A 16,314-nucleotide genomic window follows, 5' to 3' on the forward strand; every position below is an offset into this window, starting at 1 on the left:
TAATTACTGTGAACCGTGAACGGTCAACTGTGAACGGTGAATTACGCTTTTGCTTTGGGCTTGAGATTGGAGGTAAAATAGGATTAGTTCCAAACTAGCATACAAAAACTTAAAACAAGCTTTTGACCAGGTCATTCTAAAATTCTTAAGAATATTGGAATATAAAATGGAAAAATTAGGAAGAAAATGTAAGACATTATATGTTGGGGGGAACGATGGATTACGAGCTCATTGCCGAGGCTTATGAGAAGATCGAGCGTACAAGCAAAAGATTGGAGATGACCGATTACCTAGTGGATCTAGTCAGGAGAACCCCTAAAGAAGCTATAGGTAAGGTGGTCTACCTCACTCAAGGAAAACTATACCCTGATTATATGGGCATAGAGATCGGAATAGCCGAGAAGCTGGCCATAAGGGCAGTTACCTTAGCCGCAGATGTTGGTGAGGACAAGGTCAAAAAGAGCTATAGGGAAACCGGCGATTTGGGGGAGACCATCCAAAGGATTCTTGAGGGGAAAGCACATCATGTGGAAAAACCCCTCACCGTGGAAGAGGTCTATGAAACGTTGGATAAGATGGCCAAAACCACGGGATCGGGCACTATCGAAATGAAGATGAATTTACTCTCCTCTCTACTTAAGAAAGCAAAGCCAAAGGAGGCAAAGTACATCATCCGAACGGTCACGGGCAAGCTCAGATTGGGAATCGCCGATATGACCATGCTCGATGCACTGGCCATCGTCTACGCCGGAGGAAAGCATTTTCGGGGGGAAGTGGAAAGGGCCTACAATATCTCCTCGGATTTGGGGGAGGTTGCCAGTACCATCGCCAAGGGTGGGCTAAAAGGGATAAGAAAGTTTGGAGTCCACGTGGGGAAGCCCATCCGACCGATGCTCGCGGAGAGACTCCCCTCGGCTCAAGGGATATTGGATAAAATGGGGGGGAGCTGCGCGGTGGAGTATAAATACGATGGCGAGAGAATCCAAATCCACAAAAAGGGGGATGAAGTCTTCCTTTTCTCCCGAAGGTTGGAAAATATCACCCATCAATATCCAGACGTTTTGGAGCTGGTGCGGAAAAATATAAGAGCCAAAGAGGCTATAATCGAGTGCGAGTGTGTAGCTGTGGATTTGGATACCGGGGAGATGAAACCCTTTCAGGAACTCATGCACAGGCGCAGGAAATATGGGATTGAACAGGCAATGGAGGAGTACCCCGTCTCAATTTTTGCCTTCGACGCCCTTTATGTTGATGGAAGGGATTTAACCCTTTGTTCTTATCCCGAAAGGAGAAAGACGCTGGAAAAGATCGTAAGGATAAATGATAGAGTCAGTTTAACACCTTACCTTGTGACCAACGATGTTGAAGAGTTGGAGAAGTTCTTTGAGAAAGCAATCGAGGATGGTTGCGAGGGTTTGGTTTGTAAAGCCACCGGTCCCCATGCGATCTATCAGGCGGGAGCAAGGGGCTGGCTGTGGATAAAGTACAAGCGCGAATACAAGAGTGAGATGACGGACACCGTTGATCTAGTCGTTGTCGGTGCCTTTCATGGGAGAGGTAAGAGGGCTGGAACTTATGGTGCTCTGCTTCTGGCAGCATACGATCCGGAAGGGGACATCTTTCCCACGGTGACGAAGTGCGGAACAGGCTTTACCGACAAGGATCTCGCCGAATTACCGGGCAAACTGGGAAAGTATAGGATCTCCCATAAGCATCCGAGAGTTGGCTCACTAATTGAGGCGGATGTGTGGTTTACCCCCGGTTTCGTTTTGGAAACCATCGGTGCCGAGATCACCTTGAGTCCGGTTCATACCTGCGCCTTGAATAAGATCAGGAGGGAAAGCGGTCTAGCCATCAGATTCCCCCGGTTCACGGGCAATTTTAGATTCGATAAGGCTCCTGAAGATGCTACAACGGTACAGGAAATTGTGGAGATGTACCAGAGTAGGTTAAGAAAAGTCTCAGCTTGATTCCAAAAAAGGAACAACTTTTAGCTTGTCAATTTTCTACTACTGGCTCTCCTGTGTCTGGTTTCCATGTGGTTGCTTGAGGGAGTAGGATTCGGTCTTTTAATTCATGGAGTGGGTAAATTTATTCCATTTTTAAGCCTGGTTAGGATTTTTTTAGCCAGCAATTTTGTGGGTTTTGTTACTCCCTTCGGCTCAGGGGGAGTGCCCACGCAGATTTATCTTCTAACAAAGAAGGGACTCTCTGCTGGGGAATCAACGGCTGTAGTATCCACTAGAGCTCTTTTATCCTCCTGGTTTTTTGGTATTATTGGACCGGTAGTCTTTTTCTTGCTGCGCCCTCATTTGTCTCTTAGATCTTCTTGGATTGATTTTTTTGGCCCCACACTTGTAGCTTTATTTTTATTTACACTCCTATTTCTTTATCTTCTGTGGAGACCACAGAAAGGGGGACATCTTGCCTCTGCCTGCTGCAATTGGTCTCCCTTGGTAAGGTGTTTTGGAACCGAGCGTATGAAAAGAATCCAAACCTCCATTGCTCATGAGATTGAGAAGTTACATCAAGGTCTCTCACTTCTCTTTCGCTCCAATTTTTTGATGGTCCTGGCTGTTGCCGGCTGTATAATTTTATGTTGGCTACTTTTGTTTGCGATTGCACCTTTGTTGCTTTTGGGGTTGAGGGTCAAGATCAATGTGGTACAGGTCCTCTTTTACCAATTTGTATTATTTTTCCTCATTCCTCTTTCGCCCACGCCAGGAGGTAGTGGAGCAGCGGAGCTAGGATTTGCCGCCTTACTAGCTTCTCTAGTTCCCAAACATTTATTAGCGGTTTTTGTTTTGTTATGGCGATTTCTAACCTATTATCTAAACTTGGTTGTGGGAGGGGCTATTCTAGTTTTATTTTTAAGGAAGTAAGTAAACTCTTTAGGAAGGGGGAGATGGCGGTGAGGTATCTTCTAATACTTCTGGGCGTTGTGCTGCTCGTTCTTGGTGTGTATGGTATTGCAAGCTTTTGGTGGGACGAATTGTACATCTTAATTAAGGGAGGAGTGGGGCTCCTCCTTCTCATTGCCGGCCTCATTTCACTAATTTCGGGCATTTCTGATCTACGCCAATGAGCAAAGTAAGACTTAAGGGGGAGTCTGGGAGGCAGGAAAGAAGGGGAAATTGTCCAAAGAAGTGGAAAGAGAGAAAGATTTTATCCTCCGGGGAATAACGAAAAATGTTTTCATCCTGGGAATGGTGAGCTTATTCACCGACATCAGTAGCGAGATGATATATCCTCTCATTCCCATCTTCTTGACCGCCGTTTTGGGTGCCCCCATGGCCATCGTTGGGGTAATCGAGGGTATTGCAGAGAGTACCGCCAGCATCTTGAAGGTATTTTCAGGATGGTTCTCCGACAAATTGGGCAAGCGGCGTTCCTTCATCGTCTCCGGTTATAGCTGTTCCGCTGTGGCCAAACCGCTTTTAGCTGCGGCTTTCAGTTGGCCGGTGGTCCTGGTCGCCCGCTTCATCGATCGATTCGGTAAAGGGGTAAGGACTTCAGCCAGGGATGCGATGATCGCCGATGAAACCAATACCCAGAATCGGGGAAAAGCTTTCGGTTTCCATCGAGCGATGGATACGAGTGGAGCGGTTCTCGGTCCTCTCTTGGCTTTGGTCCTTTTGACTCTTCTTGAAGAGAATTATCGTCTTATCTTTTTAATCGCTCTCATTCCGGCGGTTACAGCCGTTGTACTCCTACTTTTATTCGTGAAGGAGAGGGTAAAGATAGCATTGTCCCCTGCTGAAGTGCCGAAGTTCAACTTAGGTCAGTTTGACCGCAGGTTCAAACTCTTTCTCTTAATCATTTTGATCTTCGGATTGGGTAATTCCAGCGATGTTTTCCTGATCATGCGGGCGAAGAATTTGGGATTCTCAACGATGCTGGTTGTGGTCGCCTATGTGCTTTATAACTCCGTCTATGCCCTCCTTTCGACTCCAGCAGGGATCCTCTCCGACAGAATTGGACGAAGAAGGGTCATAATGACTGGTTTCTTCATCTTTGCCGCGGTATACTTCGGTTTCGCCTTCGTGAGGACAAGTATTTACGTTTGGGGACTTTTTGCCATCTACGGATTTTATGTGGCCATGACCGAGGGTGTGAGCAGGGCTTTTGTCTCGGATTTGGTTCCCACTGAAAAAAGGGGTACGGCTTTGGGTATATTCCATACAACCACTGGGCTGGTAACCTTTGCCGCTAGCTTTATCGCCGGTCTCTTGTGGACCTACGTGAGTGTCCCCGCGCCCTTCATTTATGGAGGAATTATGGCCGCCCTTGCTGCTATATTATTCTTTAGACTTTTACCTTAAACTCTGAACCCTAAATGTATTAATCACAGACATTGGTTACACTCTACATGGTTCACCGTTCACGGTTCACAGCTCACAGTAATTATATCAAGATTAAGTTCACATTTTTAGGACGGGGTATCCTGGAGAGTGCATCTTAAGAGAACCGTTAAGCGAGCAAGGCTCGAACAGCAGCGGCAACGGCCCGACCCGAACTTATGGAGGGTGTTCGCCCTTAAGAGAGCAGCGAGTAGGCTCGCAGCAGCTAGCACTCGGAAGGATGCCATCGAACAATATAAGTGTTACCAATGCAAAGCAAGGAAAAGGTCAGATTAACCCTTATAAGCAAATTGGATAAAGGAAATTCCGAGAATTACCAGGAAAATCCCGCTGCCAACCACAATGTATTTAAGTAGAATGTCGCTCAAAAATTTCTTTCCTTTATCGATGGAGTAGCTAACAAAACCGAACCAACCCAAATCCGCGCTGATATGTCCAATCAGAAAAGCCGTGAAGCCAATTATTCCCGCGAACTCTATGCTCTTGTACATGATGGGCATACCTATCGCTGCCCACCATAAAAAGAAGTGGGGATTGGAGACGCTGGTCAGAAATCCCTCAATGGGAAGACCATAAGCGGAGAATTGAGTTTCTCCGACTGGACTCGGTTCTATGTCGAGATGAACACCCCTGGAAACAATCATTAGGTAAAATCCCATCAGCATGAGCATAACTCCACCTATGTAGCCGATGGCGACTCTAACCGATGCCGATTCCAATGCAGCACCTAGACCTAAGAAAAGCAAGATGATTATGATTGTTTCGATCATGAAATGACCCAGTATAATCAAAGGTCCTGCGATATAACCTCGTTTTATGGATTCAGCAATAGTGACCGCAAAAACGGGTCCGGGCACAATAGCCCCTGATAATGCCGCCAGGAATGAGGCAACTATCAATCCCAGAAGTCCCAATACCATCTCTTGGATCGACCCCCGGTATAGCTTTTTATCATAGCTATGGTAGTATGACAAATATATAATAAAGGTAAATCTGTTTAAAGTGAGGGGCAAATATGAGAAGGATCAAATGGATTCTGATTTTAATCATTTTATTGATCCTGCTCAGCTTGGGGAGGATAGCTGGACTTTACACCGACTGGTTATGGTTTAAAGAACTTGGATACGCTTCAGTCTTTTTGAAAATTCTTTCAACCCAAATTCTCCTCGCGTTATTCTCGGGGGCTCTCTTCTTCGCCATCCTTTTCATAAACGCCCTCCTCACCAGGTATCTTTCTCCGAAATATGTAACCATCGAACAGGAATTAATCGAGATCTATAGAGGGGTGTACAGGAGATACTTCAATTTAATCTTACTAGTCATTGCATTATTTTTTAGCGCCATCGCCGCGAGTAGTACTGCAGACCATTGGGATATGGTTTTACGCTATCTCCATCAAGTCCCTTTCAAAATTACCGATCCCATATTCCATCGCGGTGTAGGTTTTTATGTTTTCAACCTGCCCCTTTACCGCTATCTATGGGGATGGTTACTGTGTGCCCTCGTGGCTGCCGTGCTCATTTCGATCTTCGTGTATTGGTTTGAAGGAGCCATTCTCTTAAGGAGAAGGGAGACTCGCCTCTCAAGACTGGTGAGGATCGTGCCCCAGGCTAAAGCGCATCTTTCGGTACTGTGCGGATTAATTTTGGTCGTCATCGCTTGGGGCTACAGGCTGAATATATACGAACTTTTATATTCCCCGCGAGGGGTGGCTTTTGGAGCGAGCTATACCGATATCCACGCTCAGCTTCCAGCCTTGAGACTAATGATCATCATGTCCCTATTCTGCGCTGCTCTTTTCATAATCAATATCTATTACCGTGGTTGGAGGCTCCCCGCCACGGGCATAAGCTTACTCATACTAGCTTCAATCGTAGCCGGTACCATCTATCCTGCCATCATCCAGCAGTATCGGGTTCTGCCCAATGAAATTGCCAGAGAAAAGCCATATATCGTGTTGAACATCAAATATACACGAAAAGCCTACGATTTAAACAAAATAAAGGAGCGGGAATTTCCAGCCACGGAGACTTTGACTTTGGATGATATCCGAAAGAATGAGGCCACGATAAAAAATGTAAGGCTCTGGGATTGGCGCCCCTTAAGGAAAACCTATGGTCAGATACAGGAAATAAGATTGTATTATAATTTCCGAGACGTCGACATCGACCGCTATCACTTGGATGGTGAGTATCGACAAGTTACCCTATCTGCAAGGGAATTGGCACAGGATCAACTTCCCGCGGCTGCAAAAACTTGGATTAACCGGCATTTGGTCTATACCCATGGACATGGTCTGGTCATGAATCCCGTGAATACGGTTACTCCAGAGGGCTTGCCAGAGTTACTCATCAAGGATATCCCACCGAAGTCAAAGGTCAATCTGAAAATCAATCGCCCAGCGATATATTACGGAGAAATAGCCAATGAGTATGTCATAGTGAAAACCAAGGAAAGGGAGTTTGATTATCCCAAGGGCGACAAAAATAAGTGGACCACTTATAGGGGGCGGGGCGGAGTTCCAGTCAGATCGCTCCTCAGAAAGCTCGCCTTCGCTTTGAGATTTGAGAGCGTGAAGATTCTTCTTTCCGATGCAATCACGCCCAGAAGTAGATTCATGTATTATCGCCAAATTACTCAACGTGTAAGGAAAATAGCTCCATTTTTGACTTACGATCCTGATCCATACCTCGTCGTCTCCGAGGATGGCAAGCTCTACTGGATCCTAGATGCCTATACCATTACCGATATGTATCCCTATTCTGAACCCTTTAAGGGTAGAAACCTTGGCAAGGGTAACTACATCCGAAATTCTGTGAAGGTGGTCATTGATGCCTATAATGGAGATACCGTTTTCTATCTCATTGACAAAGAGGATCCACTCATAAATACCTACGCCAAAATTTTTCCCGGTTTATTCATGCCTTTTGAGGCAATGCCCTTTGATTTGAAGAAGCACATTAGATACCCTGAAAAGTTATTCAGAATCCAGGCTCAAATGTACTGCACCTACCATATGCAAGATCCTCAAGTCTTCTACAATAAGGAAGATTTGTGGACTCTTCCAGAGGAGATTTATGAGGAAGGTGAGCAGAAGATAGAGCCATATTATATCATCATGAGATTGCCGGATCATCCAAAGGAAGAATTCATCCTCATGTTACCGTTTACACCCGCGAATCGGGATAACATGATCGCTTGGGTGTGTGCCAAGTGCGACCTACAGGATTATGGGGAGCTTTTAGTGTACAAGTTTCCCAAGGAAAAGCTGATTTACGGACCGATGCAGATCGAGGCACGTATCAATCAGCATCCTGGAATTTCTAGACAATTGACCCTTTGGGGCCAGAGAGGGTCTCGGGTGATTCGAGGTAACTTGCTCGTCATCCCAATTGAACAATCACTCCTCTATATTGAGCCCCTTTATTTGGAGGCGGAGCAAACCGAGCTCCCCGAGCTAAAGAGGGTAATCGTCGCCTTCAGCAATCGCATTGCCATGGAGGAGAACCTCGATACGGCTTTGCGCGCTATATTCGAAGAGAAAAAAGTCCGCGAGCGGATAAAACCTCCCGAAGAGGAAGAATTGCCCATAGCCAAGCTCATCGATGCCGCTGTTGAGCACTTCAATAAGGCTCAAGAGCGACTCAAAGCTGGTGATTGGGCAGGCTTCGGTGAAGAGATCAAGAAACTGGAAAGCTACTTAAATATGCTCAAAGAACGAACGTAATATTGTCACCTCGGAGTCAAACCTATTTTAGAGTTGCATCGAATTGTCAATAGTTTATTGTGTTATGCGAATTTAAGTTTGTTAACATCACGTTTAGGCGAAATGCTCGCTTGCTGCCGGTAGATAAAAGCTGAGCTTTAAAAAGGGAAACTGAAAAAAGCCGGCTGCTCCAATATCAGAGTATTTAGGTTCAACCAAGGAATAGATAAAAGACCAGTCAATGGAATCAAAGATTTGTTTGATAGGATTCGACAAGAAAGCTTTAGAATCCTACTCAAAAGTGGGGGTGAAAGCAAAAATTTTAGTCTAAAACATTGTTTTAGAATTAAACAGCCATTTTATATTTTGGGAGGTGAAAGCATGAAAATACAAATTGCGGGACCTGGTTGCCCCAGGTGTCAACAGAGAAGAATGTAATCGACGCCTGTGCTGAACTGAACCTTGCCGCTGATATCTCACACCTTTATGATGTAAGGGAATATGCAAAGCTCGGTGTAATGATGACACCAGCAGTGATTGTGGATAGCAAGGTTGTGGTATCTGGAAGAGTTCTCACGGTGGAGGAAGTGAAGAAGCTCCTCTCCTCTATTGAGTAATGCATTCATCTTGAATTTGACCACTTCTAATAATTTCCGCTGCTCCACGCCTTGAGGGGGGACTGTCCCCAAAAGATCGCTTATCGTACCAAGATTATTCCAGCAACTATTAGAATGATTCCGACTATCTTCGGGATGGTGAGGGCTTCACCGAGCAGGGATATCCCCAATACTGCTGCAATTAAAGGATATGTTCCGCACACGGGGACGACCCTAGAGCTTTCACCGAGTTTTAGCGCGGCGAAATAAAACACTTGACCCAGAAGTCCAGCCAAGATGCCACCGATGGCTATATAAATCAAGCTTTTCAATTCAACCCTGGGTATTGTCGTTATTTCCTTTGTAAGAATGACGGAGATGATGAGGATTATGGAAATGACAACGCTTCTTACGGTAACAGCAACAAGGGGACTCATCTTCCCTATCCCTACTTTTTCAAAGATGGGAGCGCTACCCCAGCATAAGGCAGCCAAAATCGCAAACCAGAACCACTGCATTTCATTCCCTCCTAATCGAGATAATTCTTGTGATTAGACCAAACAAATTTATTGCGGTAAGCAAAGGATACTAAAATGAGAACAGAATAAAAAGAAAATTCTTCCAAATTTAGCTTAAAAATGAATGCGAGTGTTGATAAACTTAAATTGTAGAGGCGATAAATTTTTATAGGGGTGGTTTTTGTGGTCAAGGCAATCAAAATAACACCAAAAAATACAGAGTTCGTGGTCATATCCTTTGAAGGACCGGATAAATATTATTCTCAAGCAGGAGGTTTGGGGGTGAGGGTCTCCGAGCTCACTCAAGTTTTGGCTTCAAAGGGGTTTACTACCCACGTCATCTTCATCGGAGATCCGAAGAAGCCGGGTGAAGAATGCTTGCAGGAGGGGAGATTGATTCTCCATCGCTGGTCTCAGTGGATAAGTGACTATTACCCGATTGGGGTGTACCAAGGTGAAAGTGAAAAGCTGTACGACTTCAACGACACTGTGCCCACTTTTGTCATGAATGATATCGTTAAGCCCGCGGTGGAAAGAAAAAAATTGGTGGTTATAATGGGAGAGGAATGGCATACCGCCGCTGCGATGATCAACATCAGTGACATCCTTCACTATAATGGTCTCAGGGATAAAGTATTGATGCTTTGGAATGCCAACCACACTATGTCCTTTCATCGGATAGATTGGGGTAGGCTGAACTACACCACAACCATCACCACTGTGAGCAAATATATGAAGCATTGCATGTGGGGTTTAGGTGTAAATCCTATGGTGATATCCAATGGGATTCCCAAAAGAATGCTGGAGGAGCACGATCATGAACTCTATAAAGAATTTCGGACAATTTTCCCTTCCGATTTGGTGCTGTTCAAGATAGGGAGATGGGACCCCGATAAACGCTGGAATATGGCTGTGGAAGCGGTTGCTTGCTTGAAGAGGATCGGTGTTTCCACGACTTTCTTGATTAGAGGAGGTAAGGAAACCTACGAGGGAGAAGTGATGCATAATGCAAAAAAGCTGGGTTTAATGGTCAAGGAAGTTAGGGTCAAAGAGCCAGATATTAAAAATTCCCTTGATGCATTCCGCCGAGCCTTACCCGCTGATATTTTGAATCTCAAGTTTTATCTCTCTGAAGACCTTCTGAGGCTCATCTACCGTGACTCCGATGCAGTCTTGGCCAATAGTGGAAGGGAGCCCTTTGGGCTGGTGGGTTTGGAGGTAATGGCCGCCGGAGGGGTGGCGATAACTGGGTCAACTGGTGAGGATTATGTGACCCCCTTCCAAAATGCCATCGTTTTGGAAACCGATGATCCCCGAGAGTTAGTCCAATATTTGCTCTTCTTAAAGGAACATCCTAATGAGGAGAAAAGGATTAGGAGAGAAGCACGGATAACTGCCAAGCAATACACCTGGGACGAAATCCTCAAAAACCTAATTTACAGGCTAGAGTTCATAGCGTTCACCAAAAATATCCAAATGGGGGAAAATCCCCATGGCCAGTGATCTGGTAGTCTACGTTGTCGTTCATCAGCCTCAAAGGTTGAAGTTGCCTGCTCAACCTATACCTAAGGGAGCTATACCCGATGATATTGAGAGATGTGTTTTCGATTCTGAGCTTAATCGATTTTACTTTGAGAAGGTTTCAAAGACATGTTACCACCCAGCTACCAGCCTGTTTCTTCAGATGGTAGAAAGTGGTTTCAAGATGTCCATCGGTTTTTCCGCTTCCTTCATCAAACAGGCCTTAGCCTGGGGACCAGATGTTTTGGAAGGTTTTAAAAATCTGGTCAAGCATCCCAATGTAGAGTTAGTCTGCGTGGAGCCCTCTCATAGCTTCATTTTTTTCTTCGACGTAGAAAAGTTCATTGATCGGATGAAATGGTGGAGGGGTTATCTTAAGGAGATTTTTGGATTTGAGCCCAAGGTAACCGATACCACCGAGATGTATATCTCAAATGATGTTTATTTTGCTCTTTTACAGGCGGGATTCGAAGGTGCACTAATGGACGGCAGGGAGTGGGTGCTGGAATGGCGTGATCCCACCCACCTTTACACTTATGTGGGGAAGAAACTCAAACTCCTCCCCAGGCATTATGATTTGAGCGACGATGTTGGCTATAGGTTCTCCAATTGGAGATGGGAGGGCTGGCCTCTCAAAGCTGAAACCTATGCCCGCTGGCTTAAAGAGGCAAGGGGAGATTTTGTGCTCATCGGTTGGGATATGGAAACCTTCGGTGAGCATCAAAGGGAAGATTCGGGAATTTTTTGGTTTATGGGATCATTACCTCGAGAACTTGAGTGGAGGAACATCACCTGCCTTACGCCAAGTGAAGCCATAGCAAAGTATGAGGATAAGACCCATGATCTCCCTTTGCCGGAATTCGGTTGCACCTGGGCGGGAAGCGGGGGGATGGAGTTTTTCCTGGGAAACTCCGCACAATTGGCGATATTCAGGCTCATGCAGCACGTCTACAACAAAGCCAAACTCACTGGACATGAGAGGTTGCTGGACATCGCCATGTGGCTTACACAATCGGATAACCTGCACACGATTCAATGGTTTGGGCGTACTGGTGAGGAAGCCGAGGTATCGGCCTACTTCACCCCAAGACGGTGGTGGGAACTCGGTCCGGATAGAATAATTTGGGAGCAACAACAGGTATACAAGAATGTAATTCGGGCCATGGATCATTATCTATAAAAATGTTTTTCAACGGATCACGAATTTGACAATCATTGCATCTCTGGGAGACGTATGATCAGGAGAATTAGTTTTGTTTTGGGACTACATAGCCATCAACCCGTCGGAAACCCCCCCTCGGTAATTGAACTTGCATACCAGCAAGCTTACCTTCCCTTTCTTCAGGTATTGGAGTCTCACCCCAGGATTAAGGCAACTCTGCACTATAGCGGAGTTCTCCTTGAGTGGATTTTACAGACTCATCCCGAGTTACTAGAGATGCTTGGACGATTAATCGATGCAAAGCAGATTGAGATAAAAACTGGGGGTTTCTACGAACCTATCCTACCCATCATCCCAGACGAGGATAAGGTGGCACAGATCAATAAGTTAACCCATTTTATCCAGTCTCATCTCCATTATTCTCCTCGGGGTATGTGGCTTGCCGAGCGAGTTTGGGAACCACATCTTGCAAAGCCCATTTCCGATGCAGGGGTAGAATATGTGGTGGTCGATGACTCTCATTTTAGATACTCCGGTTTGAAGGATGAGGAGATGGTGGGATACTACGTCACCGAGGAGCAAGGAGCTGCCCTCAAGGTTTTTCCCTCGAGCATGAAGCTCAGATATCTCATCCCCTTTAAAGAGCCCAAGCGAATAATCGATTATTTGCATAGCCTGGCTACGGATAGAGGTGACAGAATAGCCATAATTGATGACGATGGAGAGAAGTTTGGAGCTTGGCCAGAAACCTACAAGACCGTCTACCGAGAGGGCTGGCTAGAAAATTTCTTCAATCTGCTTGAAGAAAATTCGGATTGGATCGATGTCCTTACTTTCGCTGAATGCCTTGACAAATTTGATCCTCGTGGAAGGATATACCTAACCACCGCATCCTATACAGAGTTAATGGAGTGGGCTCTCCCCACCCCCATGGCTCTGGAATATGAGAGAATTGTGAGGGAATTAAGTGAGTCGCAGACCTTACAGCGATATTCTCCTTTTCTAAGAGGGACGCTTTGGAGGAATTTCTTGGTAAAGTACCCCGAGAGCAATAACATGCATAAAAAGATGCTTTATGTGAGCCAAAAGGTTCACCGGACCAATGACCCCAAAGCCCTGGAGGAGCTATGGCGAGGTCAGTGCAATGATGCTTATTGGCACGGCGTTTTCGGCGGTCTTTATCTTCCCCACCTTAGATCCGCCATCTACGAGCATTTGATCAGTGCGGAGGCGTTGGAGGATGAGCGATTGCATGGCAGCAAAGCTTGGGCAGAGGTTAAATTACTCGATTTCGATAAGGATGGGCTAGATGAGGTGCTTGTGGAGACATCGAGGTTGAATCTATATTTTGATCCCGCGGAAGGAGGGACCCTCTTTGAGCTGGACTACAAACCGAAACTAGTAAATTTATTGAATACGCTGGCCAGAAGACCAGAACCCTATCATGAAAAGATCCTCCAACCGCAGGAGCAAAAGGAAATACAAGGCTCTAAAGCGAAAACCATCCATGAGCTCATTCGGGTGGGTAAAGAGGATTTGAGACCTTATTTGCATTACGACCGGTATAGGCGTCTCTCTTTAATAGATCATTTTTTGTCTCCGGATGCGAATTTAAGCTCTTTTAAAGAATGCGATTATGAAGAACAGGGTGATTTCGTGGATCAACCCTATGAAGCTCAAGTGATTGGCTCCGATCCCCCTGTAATTTTGCTCAAGCGGAGGGGAATCATATTTAAGCGATCCTTAAGGCTACCCCTTCAGGTTCAAAAGAGGATAGAGATTCCCAAAGAACATTCCAGATTCACCATCGATTATGAGATTAAAAATCCTGCTACTCGCCGAAGCTCGGATATCTGGTTTGGAGTAGAATTTAATTTTTCCATGCCCGGAGGTTGCGAGCATGCTTATTATCACATTCCTGGGAAAAAATTGCCCGATAATAAGTTGAGTAGTATGGGAGAAAGTTCGGGAACTTCGACGGTGGGCATTCGGGATGAGTGTAAGAAGCTCAACATCACTCTCATGTTTGACAAAGATGCCTTCTTATGGAGATTTCCCATCGAGACGGTATCCCAATCGGAAGAGGGCTTTGAGAGAACTTATCAGAGCTCTGTGTTGATGCCTAGCTGGAAATTTATCCTGGAATCACAAGAAAGTTGGAAAGTTAGAATCATTCACGAGATTGAAGAGGCAAGGTGTCATGGGTAAACTTCTAAATGTAGCCTTTGTTTGGCATATGCATCAGCCTTATTATGGGAATGACTCCTACACCTTCCCTTGGGTTCGAATGCATGCTATAAAAGACTACGCCGACATGGTTGCCATCCTCAAAGGTTATCCCCATCTTCACCTAACTTTCAATCTCACCCCTTGCCTTCTCAGGCAAATTCAAGACCATGGTCAGGGTGATGTCGAAGACGTGTATTGGCAAATGACCATGAAACGGGCGGATGCACTCACCCCTTCCGAAAAACTCTTCATCGTCAAGCGGTTCTGCAATCCCATTTGGTATAAAAGAATCTCCCCTTATCCTCGATACCTTGACCTCTGTAAAAGGATTGAGTTTCTAACAACTTTATCCCCCACAGCTGCTATCGAAATTCTTACCCAGCAGGATATGCTCGATCTGCAGATTTGGTTCAACTTATCCTGGTTTGATCCTTTCTGGATCGAGACCGATGAAAAATTGCAATCTTTAGTGAATAAGGGGAGGAATTTTAAAGAGGAAGACAAAATGGTCATAGCTCAAAAGCAAAAGGAGATAATTAAGAGGATCATTTCCTTGTATAAGGAAGCGCGGGAAAGAGGTCAGATTGAGGTTACAACCTCTCCTTACTATCATCCCATCCTTCCTCTTTTGAACAATATCAACATCGCAAGACTTGCCATGCCACAAATAGTGTTTCCCATGAGGCAATTTGCTTTTCCAGAGGATGTAAAGGAACAGATAAAGATGGGTATAGATTGCTACCAAAACCACTTTGGCGAGTTACCTCGAGGACTTTGGCCTCCGGAATTGGCTGTGGGAGAGGATATCCTTTCAATGGTGGGGGGATCCGATATATCCTGGCTGATCAGCGATGAAGGCATTTTAGCCAAATCGCTTGGGATCGAGATCTCTCGTCATGGTATAGGTCATGTAAACGAACCCAAAGTGCTTTACCGAGCCTATCGCATAGAGAGAAAAGGGTTCTCTCTCGCAATCGTATTTCGCGATCGGGTTTTGTCTGATTTGATAAGTTTCACTTATTCTTCGTGGTCTCCCGAGGATGCGGCAACAGATTTAGTGAGGAGGTTAAATCATGTCCAGACTGCCTTGGGAGATAAGAGCAGTGAGCATTTAGTAACCATCGCCTTGGATGGTGAAAATTGTTGGGAATTTTATGAAAATGATGGTCATCAGTTTTTGCATACTCTTTACGGATTGCTGGAGAAAAGCCAAACCCTACGAACGGTGACCATCAGTGAATATTTGGCAGAAAATCCTCCGAAAGAGGAACTTTCCTGGCTTTATACCGGTTCTTGGATAGGTGCTAACCTGCGTGATTGGATTGGAGACCCCACGCAAGCCAAAGCATGGGATATTCTATCGGAAACCCGATCTTTTTTATCTCGGTTCAAGGAGCATCGAAGTAAGAAATGTGAGGAAACATGGAAAATGTCGTTAAACGAGGTATATATAGCGGAGGGTAGCGATTGGTTCTGGTGGTTCAGTGACCTTCATCGGTCCGAATTCAATGACATTTGGGATAGCCAGTTTCGCCAGCATCTTCGCCGAGTTTACAAACTATTGGATAAGCCCGTCCCTCACGATCTTTTCCGTCCAATTCGAGAAAAACCGTCACTGTCTCCTGTGGTTTATCCCCTGGGAAGTATCTGTCCCGAAATCGATGGGAAGGTCACAGATAATGAATGGATTCTCGCAGGATATTACGATTTTTCCACGTTAATGGGCACTCAATCTTGGACGGAGAAGGTCATCGAGAGGATTTACTACGGCTGGGATTACGAGAATCTATACTTACGAATGGATACACATTTTAGCCCTGACGAATTTGAGATAAGTAATATCTGGTTTGAGCTCTATTTTTCCCATCCAAGAAAGGAACCCCTGAACTCCTCCTGTCCTTATTGGGGTCTTCATTCCAACACGGGTGAGCTGGGTTTCGGTCTGGCTTATCGAATGGAATTAAAATTTAGTCCAAATGGAATCGTTGCCTTTCTTTCCTCGGCCAGGGGAGAGAATAAATGGGAAGGAAAAAGAGAGTTAAAAGACGTAGCTAAGGGCGAATGCATTGAACTAAAGATTCCCTTTTCCGATTTGGAATTAAAATCGGGCGATAGACTCGATTTTGCTTTAATTTTGATAAAAGAAGGAATTGAGTTAGAAAGGGCACCAAAAGAGGGTACGATCTCGATCGCGGTTCCCTAATCAAAAGTTCAAGGCAAT

12 protein-coding genes are annotated in these 16,314 nt (G+C 45.3%); 10 read left to right on the forward strand and 2 right to left on the reverse strand.

Annotated elements, in window-relative coordinates; translation table 11 throughout:
* The first annotated feature begins 215 nt into the window (after window positions 1-215).
* The 4 genes from QMD66_01685 to QMD66_01700 are packed head-to-tail and all read left to right on the forward strand — an operon-like array spanning window position 216 to window position 4,322.
* Window positions 216-1,970, forward strand: coding sequence for an ATP-dependent DNA ligase (locus QMD66_01685; GenBank protein MDI6821579.1), 1,755 nt, complete (start codon window positions 216-218; stop codon window positions 1,968-1,970).
* A 42-nt stretch (window positions 1,971-2,012) separates the two neighbouring features.
* Window positions 2,013-2,882 carry a lysylphosphatidylglycerol synthase transmembrane domain-containing protein gene (locus QMD66_01690; GenBank protein MDI6821580.1) on the forward strand — a complete coding sequence of 290 codons (870 nt, stop codon included), beginning with the start codon at window positions 2,013-2,015 and terminating at the stop codon, window positions 2,880-2,882.
* Window positions 2,883-2,905: 23 nt separating this feature from the next.
* Window positions 2,906-3,085, forward strand: coding sequence for a hypothetical protein (locus QMD66_01695; protein MDI6821581.1), 180 nt, complete (start codon window positions 2,906-2,908; stop codon window positions 3,083-3,085).
* 49 nt (window positions 3,086-3,134) lie between these two features.
* Entirely contained in the window at window positions 3,135-4,322 is a 1,188-nt protein-coding gene (locus tag QMD66_01700; GenBank protein MDI6821582.1) for an MFS transporter, read from the forward strand.
* A 311-nt stretch (window positions 4,323-4,633) separates the two neighbouring features.
* Here QMD66_01700 and QMD66_01705 read toward each other — a convergent pair whose 3' ends face one another.
* A complete protein-coding gene (locus tag QMD66_01705) occupies window positions 4,634-5,275 on the reverse strand; it encodes a LysE family transporter (GenBank protein MDI6821583.1) in 642 nt (213 codons plus the stop codon).
* Between the two features lie 101 nt (window positions 5,276-5,376).
* On the opposite strand from QMD66_01705, the gene QMD66_01710 reads away from it, so the two are divergent.
* Both QMD66_01710 and QMD66_01715 read left to right on the forward strand, forming a co-directional pair.
* On the forward strand, window positions 5,377-8,088 hold the full coding sequence (locus QMD66_01710) for a UPF0182 family protein (GenBank protein ID MDI6821584.1): 2,712 nt from the start codon (window positions 5,377-5,379) through the stop codon (window positions 8,086-8,088).
* 395 nt (window positions 8,089-8,483) lie between these two features.
* Window positions 8,484-8,684: a thioredoxin family protein gene (locus tag QMD66_01715; protein ID MDI6821585.1), complete on the forward strand. Its 201-nt coding sequence runs from the start codon at window positions 8,484-8,486 to the stop codon at window positions 8,682-8,684.
* A gap of 80 nt (window positions 8,685-8,764) precedes the next feature.
* Here QMD66_01715 and QMD66_01720 read toward each other — a convergent pair whose 3' ends face one another.
* Window positions 8,765-9,181 (reverse strand): EamA family transporter, encoded by a 417-nt coding sequence (locus QMD66_01720; protein ID MDI6821586.1) that lies wholly within the window; start codon window positions 9,179-9,181, stop codon window positions 8,765-8,767.
* A 183-nt stretch (window positions 9,182-9,364) separates the two neighbouring features.
* Between QMD66_01720 and QMD66_01725 the strand changes: the two genes are divergently transcribed.
* The 4 genes from QMD66_01725 to QMD66_01740 are packed head-to-tail and all read left to right on the forward strand — an operon-like array spanning window position 9,365 to window position 16,296.
* Window positions 9,365-10,684, forward strand: coding sequence for a glycosyltransferase family 4 protein (locus QMD66_01725; GenBank protein MDI6821587.1), 1,320 nt, complete (start codon window positions 9,365-9,367; stop codon window positions 10,682-10,684).
* Window positions 10,674-11,882, forward strand: coding sequence for a glycoside hydrolase family 57 protein (locus QMD66_01730; GenBank protein ID MDI6821588.1), 1,209 nt, complete (start codon window positions 10,674-10,676; stop codon window positions 11,880-11,882). Before QMD66_01725 ends, QMD66_01730 begins: the two co-directional genes overlap by 11 nt.
* A gap of 54 nt (window positions 11,883-11,936) precedes the next feature.
* A complete protein-coding gene (locus QMD66_01735) occupies window positions 11,937-14,072 on the forward strand; it encodes a DUF1926 domain-containing protein (protein MDI6821589.1) in 2,136 nt (711 codons plus the stop codon).
* A complete protein-coding gene (locus QMD66_01740) occupies window positions 14,065-16,296 on the forward strand; it encodes a glycoside hydrolase family 57 protein (GenBank protein MDI6821590.1) in 2,232 nt (743 codons plus the stop codon). Before QMD66_01735 ends, QMD66_01740 begins: the two co-directional genes overlap by 8 nt.
* Window positions 16,297-16,314: the final 18 nt, after the last annotated feature.

This window comes from Actinomycetota bacterium (assembly GCA_030018275.1).
Classification (GTDB): domain Bacteria; phylum Actinomycetota; class Aquicultoria; order Subteraquimicrobiales; family Subteraquimicrobiaceae; genus Subteraquimicrobium.